General features: G+C 65.4%; 15 protein-coding genes. 2 read left to right on the top strand and 13 right to left on the bottom strand.

The window, feature by feature from the left end; translation table 11 throughout:
• Window positions 1-72 precede the first annotated feature (72 nt).
• On the bottom strand, window positions 73-2,124 hold the full coding sequence (locus DKB74_RS13325) for a protein-disulfide reductase DsbD family protein (protein ID WP_420822416.1): 2,052 nt from the start codon (window positions 2,122-2,124) through the stop codon (window positions 73-75).
• 99 nt (window positions 2,125-2,223) lie between these two features.
• Between DKB74_RS13325 and DKB74_RS13320 the strand changes: the two genes are divergently transcribed.
• On the top strand, window positions 2,224-3,840 hold the full coding sequence (locus tag DKB74_RS13320) for an alkaline phosphatase family protein (protein WP_193504461.1): 1,617 nt from the start codon (window positions 2,224-2,226) through the stop codon (window positions 3,838-3,840).
• Window positions 3,841-3,859: 19 nt separating this feature from the next.
• Here the strand turns inward: DKB74_RS13320 and DKB74_RS13315 are convergent, their stop codons facing one another.
• The 10 genes from DKB74_RS13315 to DKB74_RS13270 form a co-directional block, all read right to left on the bottom strand.
• Window positions 3,860-4,801 (bottom strand): polysaccharide lyase domain-containing protein, encoded by a 942-nt coding sequence (locus tag DKB74_RS13315; RefSeq protein WP_109808635.1) that lies wholly within the window; start codon window positions 4,799-4,801, stop codon window positions 3,860-3,862.
• Window positions 4,802-5,018: 217 nt separating this feature from the next.
• Entirely contained in the window at window positions 5,019-5,990 is a 972-nt protein-coding gene (gene mmsB / locus DKB74_RS13310) for a 3-hydroxyisobutyrate dehydrogenase (RefSeq protein ID WP_275658172.1), read from the bottom strand.
• A gap of 119 nt (window positions 5,991-6,109) precedes the next feature.
• Window positions 6,110-6,886 carry an enoyl-CoA hydratase gene (locus tag DKB74_RS13305; protein ID WP_109808633.1) on the bottom strand — a complete coding sequence of 259 codons (777 nt, stop codon included), beginning with the start codon at window positions 6,884-6,886 and terminating at the stop codon, window positions 6,110-6,112.
• Between the two features lie 265 nt (window positions 6,887-7,151).
• Complete coding sequence (locus DKB74_RS13300) at window positions 7,152-8,195, bottom strand: enoyl-CoA hydratase/isomerase family protein (RefSeq protein ID WP_109808632.1); 1,044 nt, start codon at window positions 8,193-8,195, stop codon at window positions 7,152-7,154.
• A 143-nt stretch (window positions 8,196-8,338) separates the two neighbouring features.
• Entirely contained in the window at window positions 8,339-9,484 is a 1,146-nt protein-coding gene (locus DKB74_RS13295) for an acyl-CoA dehydrogenase family protein (protein WP_109808631.1), read from the bottom strand.
• A gap of 12 nt (window positions 9,485-9,496) precedes the next feature.
• Window positions 9,497-9,976: a hypothetical protein gene (locus tag DKB74_RS13290; protein WP_145960999.1), complete on the bottom strand. Its 480-nt coding sequence runs from the start codon at window positions 9,974-9,976 to the stop codon at window positions 9,497-9,499.
• Window positions 9,973-10,965 carry a polysaccharide deacetylase family protein gene (locus DKB74_RS13285; protein WP_239987516.1) on the bottom strand — a complete coding sequence of 331 codons (993 nt, stop codon included), beginning with the start codon at window positions 10,963-10,965 and terminating at the stop codon, window positions 9,973-9,975. The genes DKB74_RS13290 and DKB74_RS13285 overlap by 4 nt, the downstream gene beginning before the upstream one ends.
• A complete protein-coding gene (locus DKB74_RS13280; RefSeq protein WP_109808629.1) occupies window positions 10,962-11,900 on the bottom strand; it encodes a polysaccharide deacetylase family protein in 939 nt (312 codons plus the stop codon). Before DKB74_RS13280 ends, DKB74_RS13285 begins: the two co-directional genes overlap by 4 nt.
• Window positions 11,900-12,298: a RidA family protein gene (locus DKB74_RS13275; RefSeq protein ID WP_109808628.1), complete on the bottom strand. Its 399-nt coding sequence runs from the start codon at window positions 12,296-12,298 to the stop codon at window positions 11,900-11,902. Before DKB74_RS13275 ends, DKB74_RS13280 begins: the two co-directional genes overlap by 1 nt.
• Window positions 12,299-12,303: 5 nt before the next feature.
• On the bottom strand, window positions 12,304-13,800 hold the full coding sequence (locus DKB74_RS13270) for a CoA-acylating methylmalonate-semialdehyde dehydrogenase (protein ID WP_109808627.1): 1,497 nt from the start codon (window positions 13,798-13,800) through the stop codon (window positions 12,304-12,306).
• 134 nt (window positions 13,801-13,934) lie between these two features.
• Here DKB74_RS13270 and DKB74_RS13265 point away from each other — a divergent pair, with 134 nt between their 5' ends.
• On the top strand, window positions 13,935-14,801 hold the full coding sequence (locus DKB74_RS13265; protein ID WP_109808825.1) for a LysR family transcriptional regulator: 867 nt from the start codon (window positions 13,935-13,937) through the stop codon (window positions 14,799-14,801).
• Here DKB74_RS13265 and DKB74_RS13260 read toward each other — a convergent pair.
• Both DKB74_RS13260 and DKB74_RS13255 read right to left on the bottom strand, forming a co-directional pair.
• On the bottom strand, window positions 14,798-15,571 hold the full coding sequence (locus DKB74_RS13260; protein WP_109808626.1) for an ABC transporter ATP-binding protein: 774 nt from the start codon (window positions 15,569-15,571) through the stop codon (window positions 14,798-14,800). The genes DKB74_RS13265 and DKB74_RS13260 overlap by 4 nt on opposite strands.
• Window positions 15,562-16,470: a FecCD family ABC transporter permease gene (locus DKB74_RS13255; protein WP_420822418.1), complete on the bottom strand. Its 909-nt coding sequence runs from the start codon at window positions 16,468-16,470 to the stop codon at window positions 15,562-15,564. Before DKB74_RS13255 ends, DKB74_RS13260 begins: the two co-directional genes overlap by 10 nt.
• Window positions 16,471-16,502: the final 32 nt, after the last annotated feature.

The following is a 16,502-nucleotide window of genomic DNA, read 5'->3' as shown; positions in this document are numbered from 1 at the left end:
TTCCATGCTAACCACTTTGTTGCGCCGCACAAGGGGGCAGGCGCACCGGATGAAACGCTGCCGGTCGGGACGTTATCCGCCCTGCCCCGCCGCTTCGGATCGCTCGCGCAGCATCGCCTGGGTCAATATTTGCGGCAGGACTTCGGGATCGCTGCCGTCCGGCGCATACCAGAGGTAAAGCGGCACCCCGGCGCGATTATGTGCCTCGATGAAGCGGCCAAGCACCGGATCGCCATCGGTCCAGTCGCCGACCAGCACCGCGACGTCGCGGTCGGCGAAAGCCTGATTCACCGGTGCGGTTTCGATCACGGCCTTTTCATTGACCTTGCACGTCAGGCACCAGTCGGCGGTGAAATAGGCGAATACCGGGCGCCCCTCGCTACGCAGTTCGGCCAGCCGTTCCTCGCTGAAAGGTTCGGCATTCGCCGCTGCTTCCGCCGGTGCAGACCGCTCCGCAGGCACGTGGGCGATCGCAGCCACGGCGATCACGGTGACTGCGATACAGGCAATCAGCGCGAACAGCCCGAAACCGCGCCCCTGTGCCTGCCTGCGCCCGCCGACCCATAGCAGCAGCACGAAAGCCAGCGCCGCCAACAGCCCCAGCGCCATGCCGTTCGCGCCGGTCTGACGCCCCAACACCCAGGCGAGCGCGACGGCGGTCAGGAACATGGGAATCGACAATAGGCGCCGCATCCGTTCCATCCATGGCCCGGGCCGTGGCAGGATGCGACGCAGCGCAGGGACGAAGCCGAGCAGCAGGAACGGCAAGGCGATGCCCAGACCCAGTCCGGCAAATACGGCAATCCCCGCCGCCCAGGGCAGCACCAGCGCCGCGCCCAGCGCCGCTCCCATGAACGGCCCCGTACAGGGAGTAGCGACAAATGCCGCGAGCGCTCCGGTGGCAAAGGCGCTGCCCGTGCCGTTGCCGCCAACGCGATTGACGAATCCCGGCGTCGCCAGCTCGAACAATCCGGCAAGATTGAAGGCGATGGCACTGACCAGCAGCAACAGGACCAGGATCACGGCGGGACTTTGCAGCTGAAACGCCCAACCCGCGCTTATACCGGCGGCACGGACTCCCAACAGGATAGCGCCCAGCGCGACGCACACCAGCACGACGCCGGCAGTATAGGCCAGCGCCTCGGCGCGCGGACGATGGCCGTCGTCTCCAGCCTTTGCCAGGCTGAGCGCCTTGAGGCTGAGGATCGGAAAGACACAGGGCATGACGTTGAGGATCAGCCCGCCGAGCACTGCGCCGGCAAAGGCGATCAACGCGGCCTGCCACCCGACAGCAGCCGGGGAGGATGAGGCCCCCTTAGCCGCAGCCGGCGCGACAACGCCCGGCACGGCGGTAATCTCCAACCCGTCGCCGTCACCCGTATCGAGTACCGCCTCGATATCGCCTTGCGGTTCGATCGCAGCGGTTTCGACGACCAGCCGGTCGCCATCGCGTACAATATGCTGGTCGGCGGCATAGTCGATCGCCCGATCGGTGACCGGATAGAGATAGGCATCCCCCAGATCGGCGCCCGCGGGATAGGGGATCGCGATACGAATTCGTTCGCCCTCGCGCTGCCATGTCGCCTGCGAACCCAGTTTTTTCGGGAGTTTCTGTCGCCAGGCGTCGAAACGCGCACGCGTCGCCGGCGCCACGGTACCGTCGCCGACAACGAGTTCGGTCGAAAGCGCAGCGCTTTCGGGAACGCAGATCGACAGCGTGCACACCAGATACTGCATCTTCACCGCGACCGGCAGGCGCGTTCCCGGCGCCAGACCATCGGGCACGTGCAGCGTCACCAACTGGGCGAACGGCGCTTCATAAACATAGTTCATCAGCCCGGCGATCAGCAGGCGCTCGGGAACCGGATAGCGCAGTTCCCCCACGCTAACGCCATCGGGCAGCTGCCAGTCAAGCCGCGCGGCAAGCCCCGCATCGCCGGGGTTGCGCCAATAGCCATGCCAGCCCGGCCTGGGCGTGGATGCAAAGGCCAGCGTCACATCGCTGCCGGAGCGCGGATCGGGCGTTTCGGCGACCAGATCGATCGCGATATGCGGACCCGGCTCGATCTCCTGCGCCGATGCGGGCGCAGCGATCAGCCCAAGCAGGACCAGCATCATTGTCATAAAGGCGCAATATCGTGCCCGCATCTGGCGTCCTTGCTCTAGTCGACCCGTTCGCCCATTAGCAGCGGTGCTCGTCCAATGTCATGCCGGAGACTCCCGATGCGTCTGTTTCGCACCCTGGCCGCAGCAGCCTCGCTGCTGGTGACCACCCCGCTCGCTGCACAACAGGCGCCTTCGCCGGAAACGCCGCCCAGGCTGATCGTGGTGATTTCGGTCGACCAGTTCTCGGCCAATCTCTTCGCCGAATATCGCCCGCAATTCCGGTTCGGGCTGGCCCGCATGGCCAGCGGCGCGGTCTTCCCATCGGGCTATCAGAGCCACAGCGCCACCGAAACCTGCCCCGGCCATTCGACGATCCTGACCGGCGCACGCCCGGCGCGCACCGGCATCATCGCCAATGACTGGATCGATCTGAACGCTGATCGCGAGGACAAGACGATTTATTGCGCCGAGGACGAAAGCGTCCCCGGCTCCAATTCGGACGATTATACCGTTTCGCCCAAACATCTGCGCGTTTCGACGCTGGGCGAATGGATGAAGGCCGCCAACCCCGATTCGCGTGTCGTCGCGGTTGCGGGCAAGGATCGCGCCGCGGTGATGATGTCGGGTCACAATCCCGATCAGATCTGGTGGTGGGGCAAGGACGGCTTTGTCAGCTATGCCGGTCGTCAGGCACCTGCCACGATCACGCGGATCAACACGTCGGTCGCCGAACGCATCGCCACTGCCGAGCCGGCGCTGCCGCTTCCCGATTTCTGCCGTCCCCGCGCCGTTGCGATTCCGGTCGGCAACGGCACGATCGGCGATGGCCGCTTTGCCCGGGCGGCAGGCGACAAGGGCGCGTTCAAGGCCTCGCCCGAATTCGACGAAGCCGTCACTGCCGCCGCCGCCGGGCTCGCCACCGAGCTCAAACTGGGTCAGGGCGATGCGCCCGACCTGCTGATCGTCGGCGCGTCGGCAACCGATTATGTCGGCCATGCCTATGGCACGCAGGGCAGCGAGATGTGCCTTCAGCTGCTGTCGCTCGACGAACAGCTCGGCCAGCTCTTCGCAGTGCTCGATTCGACCGGTGTCGATTATGCCGTCGTCCTTACCGCCGATCATGGCGGCACCGACGCCACCGAGCGCCAGCAGATCCAGGGCATGCCCGACGCGCATCGCATCACCCGCGATCCGGTCGCCGGCGTCGCCGCTTCGGTTGGTCTGCCCGAAGGCAGCATCCGCGGCGACAGTGGCAATTACTGGATCGATCCCAGCCTGTCGCAGGCCGATCACGACCGGCTCGCCGCCGCCGCGATCGCCCATTTCAAGGCCGATCCTGATATCGCAGAGGTATTCACTCGCGACGAAATCCTTGCCGCCCCGGCGCCTTCGGGTCCGCCCGAGGACTGGAGCATGATCGAGCGTGCCCGCGCCTCCTATGACACCGAGCGTTCGGGCGAGATCATCATCGCGCTCAAGCCGCGCGTTTCGCCGATCGCAGCGCCGCGTCCGGGCCGCGCTTCGACCCATGGCAGCTTCTGGGACTATGACCGCCGCGTGCCGATCCTGTTCTGGCGCAAGGGCATGACCAGTTTCGAACAGCCGCTGTCGGTCGAAACCGTCGACATCGCGCCGACGCTGGCGGGGCTGCTGCACATGCCGGTTCCGGTCGAGATCGACGGCCGCTGCCTCGATCTGGATGCCGGTACCGCCAGCACCTGCCCGGCAAACTGACCGACCTTGAGGCTCGGCCCTAGCGCTGCTCGAACGGGCGGATGCCGGGGCCGAGCTGGTTGTTTTCGAGCCGCACCGCATCGCGTGCCGCGGTAGCGACGAAGGCCGGGCTTTTCTGCACGCCCGGCGCCAGCGTGGCGGTGTTGTTCGCCACGGTCAGTCCCGCCGAGCCATAGGTCCGCGCCTCCGCACCGACCATGATCAGCGCGGTCCAGTTTTCCTTGTCCGGTCCCTGGACGAAAGTGTTGCCGGTGATCCGCCCGGTGCCGCCTTCGGACATGTCGATCATGTAATTGGTCTTGTGGCCCTCGCTGTCGTCAAAGCTGGAATCGGCAACGACGATCTGCGGCGCACGGATCTTGACATAATGACCACCGGTGCCGCGTTCGAACCGCGAATTGGTGATCGAAATCACCCCCTGTTGCAGCGCCAGATAGATGGAGTGGCTGCAATCGACCGTCTCGTCGCACTGGCCAAGCCCGGCAAAAGTCGAATGATCGATGCTGATCATGCGGATCGAATCGTGATAGCCGCCAAGAATCCCTTCCTGGCTGTCGAGGAACATCGAATTGGTGACATAGAGGTCGCCGGTTTCGATGCGCACCCCGGCGCCATTGCCATCGGCGACGCGCAGGTTGCGGAACACGATCCCGTCGACCACCGATCCGCGCCCGCGCAGCACGAACGCCGCCTTGCCCTCACAGGTTTCGCCGTCGAAAATAGCCGTGCCGGGCTGGCGGGCGCGGAACGTGATCTTGCCGCCCGATTGCACCGTGCATTGATGATAGACGCCCGGAGCGATCAGGATCGTCGCTTCGCGGTCGCCGATCGCTGTGACTGCGTCGTCGAGCGTCGCGAAACCCTGTCCCGATTGTTCGATGACGAACGGCGCGCCGCCCCCCTGCTGCGCAGCGGCGGGAGCAGTGAGCGCAATGGCAACGAGCGGCAAAAGGCGACGCATATCGGGCTCCTTTGCCGGGGTTATGCGCCTCCCCTATCTGCGCGAGAAGGCAAATAGAGGGTTAACATTGTTGCTCGGGCGCCGGACATGCCCCGTTTGTCCTGACTAGGGACTGAGCCTGGCGAAGGCCTGTATCGGGGGGCCGTATCGAAGGACCCTTCGATACGCCATTTCGACACGCGCAATGGCTGTTCAGGGCAAAGGATCGCTGGATCGGCTATTTCCCGCGCTCAAGCATCCTGATGATGCCGGAAAAATCGAGGCCGGCATTCCCGGCTTCGGCGAATTGCGCGTACAGCTCCTGCGCGCGCGTGCCCATCGGCACATCGGCACCGACATTCTGCGCCGCCGCCATGGCGAGGCCGAGATCCTTGAGCATCAACGCGGTTGCAAAGCCGGGGGCATAATCGCGATCGGCGGGGCTTTCGGGGCCGGCGCCGGGCACCGGGCAATAGCTGGTCATCGACCAGCTCTGTCCCGACGATACCGACGCGATGTCATAGAATTTCTGCGGATCGAGCCCGAGCTTCTGCGCGAGCAGAAAGGCTTCGCACGTCGCCACCATCGTCGCGCCGAGCAGCATGTTGTTGCACGCCTTTGCCGCCTGTCCCGCACCCGCGCCGCCGGCATGGATCACTGCCTTGCCCATGTCGGACAGAAAGGGTTCGGCGCGTTCGAATCCCGCCTTGCTGCCGCCGACCATGAAGGTGAGCGTGCCGGCATTTGCCGCCGCGATGCCGCCCGAAACCGGCGCATCGACCGCCGTCAGCCCCTTGGCCGCCGCCGCATCGTTGATCCGCCGCGCGGTTTCGACGTCGATCGTCGAGCAATCGATCAGGATCGCGCCGCCATCGGCATTGTCGAACACCGCATCGGTATAGACCGCCTCGACATGTTTGCCCGCGGGCAGCATCGTGATGACGGCTTCGGCGCCCTTCACCGCTTCGGCGGCACTGGCGACGGGCAGGCATCCGGCCTTTTTCGCGGCGTCGAGCGCGTCCGCCGACAAGTCGAACGCATGGACGTCATGCCCCGCCTTTGCGAGGTTCGCGGCCATGCCGCCGCCCATATTGCCCAGACCGATAAATGCTACGCGTGCCATTTCAAACTCCTCTTTCCTCGCCCCGGCACGGGGAGAGGATATCGTAGCTTGCCGGCTTTGCCGGCTAGCGAAGGTTGGAGAGGGGATGAGCGGAGCCTTGCTCCGCGCGCTCGAATCTCGACCGCGCTCCCCTCACCCAGCTACGGCTAGGCAGCACGCTGCCAAGCCTTCGCATCCCTGTCCCCCAGCGGGGAGAGGGAAACAATTCACTTTCCCGTCCACTCGCCCGGACGCTTCTCCACAAACGCGGCCATGCCTTCGCTCTGATCCTGCGTGCCGAACAGCGCGTGGAACAGGCGGCGTTCGAACTGGACGCCCTGGGCCAGCGTGGTTTCATAGGCGGCGTTGACCATTTCCTTGTTCGCCTTGACCGCGAGCGGCGCCATCGACGCGATCAGCGCCGCGGTCTTGACCGCGTCGTCGACCAGTTCGTCGGCGGGCAGGATGCGACTGACCAGACCCGAACGTTCGGCCTCATGCACGTCCATCATCCGGCCGGTCAGGCACATTTCCATCGCCTTGGCCTTGCCGACCGCGCGGGTGAGCCGTTGCGACCCGCCCATCCCGGGCGACACCGCCAGCTTGATTTCCGGCTGGCCGAATTTGGCGCTGTCCGCCGCCAGGATGAAGTCGCACATCATCGCCAGTTCGCATCCGCCGCCCAGCGCATAGCCGGCGACCGCCGCGATGATCGGCTTGCGCGTGCGGGTGAAGGCGTCCCAGCCGGCGAAGAAATCATGGCCGTACATGTCGGCAAAGCCCTGGCTCTGCATCTCCTTGATGTCGGCGCCGGCGGCAAATGCCTTTTCGCTGCCGGTGATGACCGCGCAGCCCTGCGATGCATCGGCGTCGAAGGCGCGCATCGCATCGAGCAGTTCGTCGAGTATCTGGCTGTTGAGCGCATTGAGCGCCTTGGGCCGGTTGAGGGTGACAAGCGTCACCGCATCGCGCTGTTCGACCGTGATCGTTTCGTAATTAGCCAATTTGTCCTCCGTCGCTCCTGCGCAGGCAGGAGCCTGTTTCTCTAATCGCAAAGCTCTCTCACGCGGAGAGAGTCATGGAGCCCTGGCTTCGCAAGGGCGACGATTCGCACGAACCTGCGCCGTGCCAAAACCTGGGTTTTGCGTGCAAAGTTCGCACCGGTTCGCGCCACGACATGCGCGCGCACCCGCGCTGGCGCGCGCGAAGAATGCTCCGACCGGCGTCGGCCTTGCACAAAAACACCATGTAGGACAGCCTCGCCCGCGATCATGCCGGAGACCATGCCTGATCCTCGGGCAGCGGCGCGAAAATCGTGTCGATACGATGGTCGGTCACGCCCTCCGGCGTATCGGGGTTCCAGCGCGGCGCATTGTCCTTGTCGACAATCACCGCACGGACGCCTTCGATGAAATCGGCGCGCTGGCACACGCGCGTGGCGACGGCATATTCCTGGCGCATCTCGTCCTCGAATGTCGGCATCGAAGCGCCGTCGAGCAGCAATTTGAGGCTGACCTTCATCGCCTGTGGCGATTTGGTGCGCAGCGTTTCGAGTTGCTTCGTCGCCCATGCGCCGCCATCGGATTCGAGTGCGGCGAATATGTTTTCAAGCCTGTCGGATGCGAACAGCCGGGCGATCTCCGCGGCATGCGCCTGAATCGCGGCATCGGGCGCGGGGCCGGCAAATTCGGTCAGGATCGCTTCGATCTCGCCCGGCGTTTCGGCGATGCGCGTCTTGAGCGCGTCGAGCTTTTCCGACGGCACGAAATGCGTGGCGAGGCCGAGCGCAAGGCATTCGGCGCCATCGAGCCGGTGGCCGGTCAGCGCGATATATTGCCCCATCCGCCCCGGCAGGCGCGAGAGATACCAGCCGCCGCCGACATCGGGGAACAGGCCGATGCCGGTTTCGGGCATTGCGAATTTGGTATTTTCGGTCGCGATCCGATATCGGGCGGGCAGCGAAATGCCGACGCCGCCGCCCATGGTGATTCCGTCCATGAACGCGACCACGGGCTTCACATAAGTGAACAGCGCGTGGTTCATGCGATATTCCTCAAAGAAGAATTCGCGCGCCTTTGCACCGTCCGACGCGCCGCTTTGCGCGATCATGCGGATATCGCCACCCGCGCAGAAACCGCGTCCTTCGGCATGGTCGATCAGCACCGCTTCGATCGCCGTTTCGTCATGCCATTGGCGCAGCCCCTGCGCCATCGCCACGCACATATCGGTGTTGAGCGCGTGGAGCGCCTTTGGCCGGTTGAGGCGGATACGGCCGATACGGCCGGTGGTTTCGATGAGAACGTCGTTGGTCATCTGGTTCCTTCGATACGCCGCTTCGACTTTGCTCAGCGGCTACTCAGGACGAACGGATCGAGAGAATACAGCCACTACTCCCGTTCGTCCTGAGTAGGGACTGAGCCCGGCGAAGGCCCGTATCGAAGGGCCCGTGCCGGCTGTTACTGTCGCGTCAGTTCGCGTCCGACGATCATGCGCATCACCTGATTGGTGCCTTCGAGGATCGAATGGACGCGCAGGTCGCGCCAGAACCGTTCGATCGGATAGTCCATCAGATAGCCATAGCCGCCATGGAGCTGGAGCGCGCGATCGACCACCGACGATCCGGTGTCGGTGGCAAACCGCTTCGCCATCGCCGCAAAGCGCGTCTTGTCGGGCGCGTTTTCGGTGACCTTTGCCGCCGCGAGGTAGAGCAGCGCGCGGGCGGCCTGAAGCTCGGTATCCATGTCCGCCAGCGTGAACTGCGTATTCTGGAAATCGGCGATCGCCTTGCCGAACTGCTGGCGTTCCTTGGTATAGCCGATCGCTTCGTCGAGGCAGCGTTGCGCGCCGCCGAGCGAACAGGCGCCGATATTGAGCCGGCCGCCATCGAGCCCCATCATCGCGATGCGGAACCCCTCGCCTTCGCTGCCGACCAGATTTTCGACCGGTACGCGCACTTCCTCGAGGATGACCTGCGCGGTGGGCTGCGAGTGCCAGCCAAGCTTGCGCTCGTTCGCGCCGAAGCTGACGCCCGGCATGTCCTTTTCGAGGATCAGGCAGCTGATGCCCCTGGGCCCGTCCTCGCCGGTGCGGACCATCACGGCATAGATTTCATTCTGACCGCCGCCCGAAATGAACTGTTTGGTGCCGGTGACGACATAATGATCGCCGTCGCGGACTGCGCGCGTCTTGAGCGCCGCCGCGTCCGACCCCGAACCGGGTTCGGTCAGGCAATAGCTGGCGATCCGGTCCATCCCGATCAGCGAGGGCAGATATTTGTCCTTCACTGTCTGGCTGCCGAACCGGTCGATCATCCAGCTCGCCATATTGTGGATCGACATGAACGCGCTGGTCGAGGGACAGCCATAGGCCATTGCCTCCATGATCAGCGCCGCTTCGAGACGGCCAAGGCCGATGCCGCCCGATTCCTCGGACACATAGATGGAGGCAAAGCCCAGTTGCGCCGCCGCCTTGAGCGTGTCGCGCGGGAAGATGTGTTTTTCGTCCCATTCGGCCGCGTGCGGGGTGATGGCATCGGCCGTGAACCGCCGCGCCATTTCCTGGATCGCGCACTGGTCTTCGGTCAGGTCAAATTGTCCGGTCATCCTCGTTTCTCTTTATTTGCAGCGGATATAGGCGATCGGGTCGAGGCCCTGTTGATCGCGCCGCAGCCGGTTGTTGCCGTCGAGCGCAAGCTCCATCGTGTCGGTCCAGCTGTCGCCTTCGCCCGTGAAATCGAGCGTGACGCGATAGCGGCCGGCGCTGACGGGTTCGATGCCGCGCAACTCGCCGACGGTTTCGTAAAAGACAAGCTTTGTCCCCTCGATGCGCAGGCGGCTGAGCCCGGCCGGGCCGCAATCCTCTGCCGTGGCCGCCCACAGGCCGCGATAGGCGGCGGGCATGGTGCCGGCGGGGTTGTCGGGCGTCGCCGAAGCCGTCGGCGCCGGCCGCGGCGATGGGGACGCGGCGGGCGTGGGGCCCGGCTGCGTATCGCGCGGGCTTTGCGTCGGCATCGGCGCCGGGCCGCTCGTGCTGTCATCGCCGCATCCGGCGAGAAACAGTATCGGCAATAGCGGAAGCCAGAATCGCTGCGTCACTCTTGTCCCTCGCCCTCATGCAGCACGCGCGTGCGGAACAGCCGCGCGCCGACTGCCTGTTCGTTGCGATCGAACCAGCGCATACCGGTGACCTTATGTTCCCAGGCGAGCATTTCGACGAGCGTCCCGGCGGCCATCGGCGTGTCGGGCTTTTCCGCATAGACCGGATCGGCATAGGCGGCGTCCATCGTGACGATTTCCCACCCCTTGTCGCGCAATGCCTGCACCAGATCGCCGATAAACAGCGCCGCCAGATCGGTTTCGTGGAGCAGCATCACTTGCGGAATCGGGCGGCCGAGCGTCCGTTCGGTCAGATCATAGGTGAATTCCGCCGACAGGACATGCGTTTCGACATAAAGGTCGCGCAGCGCGTCCATGTCGATCAACTGCCCGGCGCGGCCGGCGTCGACCGCGAGCTGCTCGATATGCCAGTCCGACCCGTCGACCGTGACATAGGCATCGCGTAACCCGCGCGCGACCAGGCCTTCGCGCACTGCATCGCGCTTGCCCTTGTTGCGCCCGCCTTCGTCGAGATAGGGGTAGCGGAACCAGGGGCGGTAGCCGGGACGATCCTTCAGCCAGGCTTCGGCACGGTCTATATTGGCGAGATAGGCTTCCGCCGAACTGCCCGACAGGCGCGGATGCGTGAAGCTGTGATCGGCGATGACATGGCCGGCGGCGACATAGGCGTCGATTGCTTTTTCGTGCCGGTCGCCCGCCGAAATCCGCCCCGGATTGACGAAAAACGCTGCCTGATCGACGCCCGCGCCTTTGAGCGCCGCGATCAGCATCGCCGGGCGTTCGTCGGGATTGAGGAAGGCACCGGGGCCGCGCGGCGCATCGTCGAAGCTGATCGCGATCCGCTTGGTCGGCATGTCGCTGGCGGCAGCCGGCGGCATCACCTGATCGATCGTCAGCCGCCGCGTCACCTGTTCGGGCAACAGCAGCGCGATCAGCGCCAGCAGCAGGAACAGCGCGCGGACCGTCACTGCGCAGCCGCCTGATGCAGCACGCGCTCGTCAAACAGGCGGCGGGCGAGGTTGATATTGTTGCGCGCATACCAGCGCGGCGCGGGCAGCCCGGCCTGCCATGCCAGCATTTCGGTGAGCGTGCCCTGTGCCGAGGGCGTGTCATATCGTGTCGCCTCGACTGCGATCGGATCGGCATAGGCCTGATCGGCAGTGACGATCGTCCAGCCCCTTGCCCGCAGCGCAGCGACCAGATCGTCGATGAACAGCGCGGCAATGTCGGTTTCGTGGAGCAGCATCACCTGCGCGGGCGATCGGCCCAGCGTCCTGCGCGCGAGTGCGTAGTAAAATTCGGCGGCCTCGACATGGCTTTCGACATACAGGTCGCGCAGCGCGTCCATGTCGATCGGCTTGCCGTCGGCAACCGCTTCCCGGGTCAGCTGTTCGAGGAACCAGTCGGAGCTTTCGGCAGTGACATAGCCATTGGCAAGGCCGCGCGCCGCCAGCCCCGCGCGCACCGCGTCGCGTTTCGCCTTGTCGTCCTGCCCTTCATCGAGAAACGGATAGCGGAACCAGGGCCGATAGCCTTCACGGCCCTTCAGCCATGCCTCCGCCCGGTCGATATCGGCGAGATAGGCCTCGGCGGTCATCGCGCTGAGATGCGGGTGCGACCAGCTGTGATCGGCGATGACATGGCCCGCCGCCACATAGGCATCGATCCGATCCGCGCCGCCATCGGATTTTTCGATATTGCCGGGATTGACGAAGAAAACCGCCTGACGGACGCCCGCGCGATGCAGCGCGGCGATCAGCCGCACAGTGCGCTGATCGGGCGTCAGAAACGCGCCCGCCGCGCGCGGCACGTCGTCGAAGCTGAGCGCGATCCTTTTGTCCTGTGCCGCCGCCGGAATAGCGGCCAGCAGCATCGTGACGGCGAGGATCAGCGCGCGCAGCATCAGCCGGCCGATCCGATCACCGCATCGGCTTCGATCTCGACCTTCCAGTCGGGATGGAGCAGCGCCGACACCACCACCATCGTTGCGGCAGGTTGCGCGATCGTCATCCAGCGGCCATGCGCCGCGCCGACAGCCTCCGCATAAGCGGGATCGGTGATGAACATCCGCGTGCGCACAATATCGGCCCCCGTGCCGCCAAGCTGTTCGATGGCGCGCAGGATGATAGCAAAGCAGCGGTCGGCCTGCACCCCGGCATCCCCCGGCGTATTGCTGCCATCGTCCTCGATCGGGGCAGTTCCGGCGACGGTGATCGTGTCGCCGGTTCGCACCGCACGGCAATAGGCAAAGGGCGTTTCGAGCGGTGAGCCCGAAAAGACCCGCTGACGCCCCGCACCCATCCCGATTACCCCATCGTCGGAATGATAAACGCGCTGTCGCCGCTGGCGCCGCCATCGGGCCAGCGCTGGGTGATCTTCTTCGCCTTGGTCCAGAAACGCAGGCCTTCCATGCCATATTGGTCCATGTCGCCAAAGCCCGAACGCTTCCACCCGCCAAAGCTGTGATAGCTGACCGGCACCGGGATCGGCACGTTGATGCCGACCATGCCGACATTGACGCGGTGCGCGAATTCGCGGGCGGCATGGCCGTTGCGCGTGAAGATCGCGACGCCATTGCCATATTGATGCTTGCTGGGCAGCGCGAGCGCTTCCTCGAACGAATTGGCGCGGACGATCTGGAGCACCGGGCCGAAGATTTCCTCCTGATAGGAGGACATTTCGGGAGTGACATGATCGAACAGGCTGGGGCCGACAAAGAAGCCTTGCTCATGCCCCTGCAGCGAAAAGCCGCGTCCGTCGATCACCAGTTCGGCGCCTTCGTCGACACCGGTCTGAATCCAGTTTTCGATGCGCTGCTTGTGCTGCGCCGTGACCACCGGGCCATATTGCGCGTCGGGATCGCTCGATACGCCGGGACGCAGGCCGCTGACGGCCTTGACCAGCCGTTCGCGCAGTTCCTCTGCGGCCTTCTCCCCCACCGGCACGACGACCGGCAGCGCCATGCAGCGTTCGCCCGCCGAACCATAGGCCGCGCCGATCAGATCATTGACTGCCTGATCCATATCGGCGTCGGGCATGATGATGCCGTGGTTCTTCGCGCCGCCCATTGCCTGAACGCGCTTCGCGTTGGCGACGCCGCGATTATAGACATAATGGGCGATGTCGGACGAACCGACGAAGCTGACCGCGCCGATCGCCGGGTGATCGAGGATCGCGTCGACCATTTCCTTGTCGCCATGGACGACCTGAAGCAGCCCTTCGGGTGCGCCGGCTTCAAGGAACAATTCGGCGAGGCGTACCGGAACGCTGGGATCGCGTTCGGACGGTTTGAGGATGAAGGCGTTGCCGCAGGCGATCGCCATGCCGAACATCCACATCGGGATCATCGCCGGGAAGTTGAACGGCGTGATGCCCGCGCCGATGCCGAGCGGCTGGCGCATCGAATAGACGTCGATACCGGGACCGGCGCCCTGGGTATATTCGCCCTTCAGCACATGCGGGATGCCGCAGGCGAATTCGATGACTTCGAGCCCGCGCTGGACATCGCCCTTCGCATCCTCGACCACCTTGCCATGTTCGGACGCGAGCAGTTCGGCCAGTTCCTGCATATTCTCTTCAAGCAGCTGCTTGAATTTGAACATCACCCGCGCGCGGCGCTGGGGATTGGTCGCGGCCCAGCCGGGCTGAACCTCCTGCGCCCTGGCGACCGCGGCGTCGAGATCGGCCTGGGTGCCCAGATTGACCTTTGCCTGAACCTGGCCGGTGTTGGGATCGAACACATCCGACTGGCGACCACCCGCGCCACCCGAATGGCCGGCAATAACGTGATCGATGATGCGCATGTCACTCTCCTCGAAATGGGTCCGGGACTCCGCCCGATTTTGCCGGGGGTATTTCACTATGCAATTCTGCATGCAACACTGTTTATATGCCGCATCGTCGTGCATTTTTGCAGGCCATGCCAATGGGCGAATCGATGAACTGGGATGATCTTCGCATATTTCTGGCGGTTGCGCGGGCGCAGCGTTTCGCCACCGCCGGCCGCTTGCTGGGAGTCGATCCGACGACGGTCAGCCGACGGCTCGCGCGGCTTTCCGATCGCGTCGGCGCGCCGCTGTTCGAAAGCATCGGCAGCGAACGGCATCTGAGCGAGGCGGGCCGCGCGCTGCTGACGCATGCCGAAGCGATCGAGGCGGCAGTGCTGGCGGCGACCGAACAGCCCGGCGAAGCGGCGGCGGCAGCGGGGCATGTCCGGCTGAGCGTTGCCGAAGGGCTCGCGACATCGGTGCTGGCGCCGGCCATGCCCGAATTTGCCGAACGCCATCCCGCGATCCGGCTGGATCTGATCACCGCATCGGGTTTTCTCAGCCCGTCCAAGCGCGAGGCGGACATCGCCGTGATGCTGGCCCGCCCGCGCGGCGCGCAGCTTCGCGCGAGCGAGCTTCGTCGCTATCGCCTGCGGCTATATGGCGCGGCGACATATCTCGACCGGCATGGCGCGCCGCAATCGGTGGCGGCGCTGCGCGAGCATCGGCTGGTGAGCTATGTTCCCGAACATATCTATGCCCCCGAACTCGATTACATCACCGAAGTGCATCCCGATCTTGCGCCGCGGCTGCGCAGCACCAGCATCAATGTCCAGCGGATGATGGTCGCGGCGGGTGCGGGACTGGGCATCCTGCCCGATTTCATGGCGGCGACGCTGCCCGACCTGCACCCGGTGCTGGCCGAGCAAGTCGAAGTGTGGCGCACCTTCTGGCTGGTCACCCATCCCGATACGCACCATGCCCGCCGGATTCAGGCGGTGTGCGACTGGTTGAGCGACGTGACTTCGGTCGGTTAGATCCGGTCCATCGCCACCGGCAACGCGAGACCCGAGCCATCGGGCACCATCGCGACGCGAACGCCATAGGCGCGACCCAGCGGCTCGGGAGTCAGCACCTCGGCCGCGGGGCCGAAGGCGACCACGCGCCCCTCGCGCAGCAACAACACCCGATCGGCGATGCGCGCGGCCTGAACCAGATCGTGCAGCACGATCACGACGCCCATCCCGCGTTCGGTGAGCTGCCGAAACCGGGCGAGCAGGTCGAGCTGGTGCGCGGGATCGAGGCTGGCGAGCGGTTCGTCGGCGAGCAGCCATTGCGGATCGCCGGCAAGCACGCGGGCGAGCAGGACGCGCGCGCGCTCGCCACCCGAAAGCTCGGTCGCGATACGATCGGCCAGTTCGAGCGTGGCGGTGGCGGACATCGCGGCCATGACCGCCTCCCAATCGGCGGGCGAGGGACCGGCAAAGGGCGAGCGATGCGGAGTGCGGCCGAGCATCACCAGATCGCCCGCATTGATGTTCCAGTGCACCGCCCCGTCCTGGGGCAGGTAACCGATCGCGCGGGCGCGTTCGCGCGAGTCGAGATCGGTGACGATCCGGCCGCCGAGCATGGCGTGGCCGCGTTCGGGTTTGGCAAGCCCGGCGAGCGTGCGCAGCAGAGTCGTCTTGCCCGAACCATTGGCGCCGAGCACCGCGGTGATCCGTCCAGCGGGGAAGATCGCGTCGATCCCGTGCAGCACCGGACGACCGCCAAGCGTGACGTCGAGCCCGGTTACGGTCAGATCCATGCCGACCTCCGCATGCGAAGCAGCATCGCGAAAAAGAAAGGCGTGCCGATCAGCGCCATCGCAACGCCGAGGCGGATTTCGCTCGCGCCCGGGGCGAGGCGGACAAGGCTGTCCGCAGCGAGTACCAATGCCGCGCCGCCCAATGCGCTGGGGACGAGCAAGGCCGAGGGGCGCGCACCGACCAGCGGGCGCAGCAGGTGCGGGACGATCAGTCCGACAAAGCCGACGACGCCGGTGACCGCGACGCTCGCGCCGACCGACAAGCCAGTACCCAGGACCACGAGCAATTGCGTCCGTTCGAGCCGGAGCCCCAGCGTGCGCGCCGCATCCTCGCCCAGCGTCAGCGCGTCGAGCGTGCGCCCGGTGCAGAGCAGTAGCGCGCAGCCGACAGCGATGAAGGGCAGCGCCAGCGTCGCTTCGTCGAAACTGCGATCGGTGAGCGAGCCCATGATCCAGTCGATGATCTCCGCCGTCGCCCAGGGGTTGGGCGCGATCGAAATGAGGAAGGCAGTGACCGCTCCGGCGAGGCTGGCCAGCACCGTGCCGGCAAGGATGAACGCCACTGCGCTGCGCGTGCGCCATGCCAGCGCGGCGAGCACCAGCATCGCGCCGCATGCCGCCGCCATGGCGCAGGTGAAGATGACCAGCGGCGAGGTGGCCGAGAGCAGCAGGATCGCCACCACCGCTCCGAGCGCGGCGCTCGAGGAAATGCCGACCACCGCCGGATCGGCGAGCGGATTGCGCAGATAACCCTGCAGCACCGCGCCCGACAGGCCGAGCGCGGCGCCCACGCCGATGCCGAGCAGCGCGCGCGGCAGGCGCAGTTCGGTAACGATCAGCCAGCGCGGGTCGCCCTGCAACCACCAGGCGCCGAGCGGCACCCATACTTTCCCGGCCATCAGCGAGAGAAAGAAGAACAGCAGGACAAGCG

The sequence above is a fragment of the Stakelama portus genome, from assembly GCF_003171655.1.
In the GTDB taxonomy this organism is placed as follows: Bacteria; Pseudomonadota; Alphaproteobacteria; order Sphingomonadales; family Sphingomonadaceae; genus Sphingomonas; species Sphingomonas portus.
This window is presented reverse-complemented; position numbering and strand designations above follow the sequence as displayed.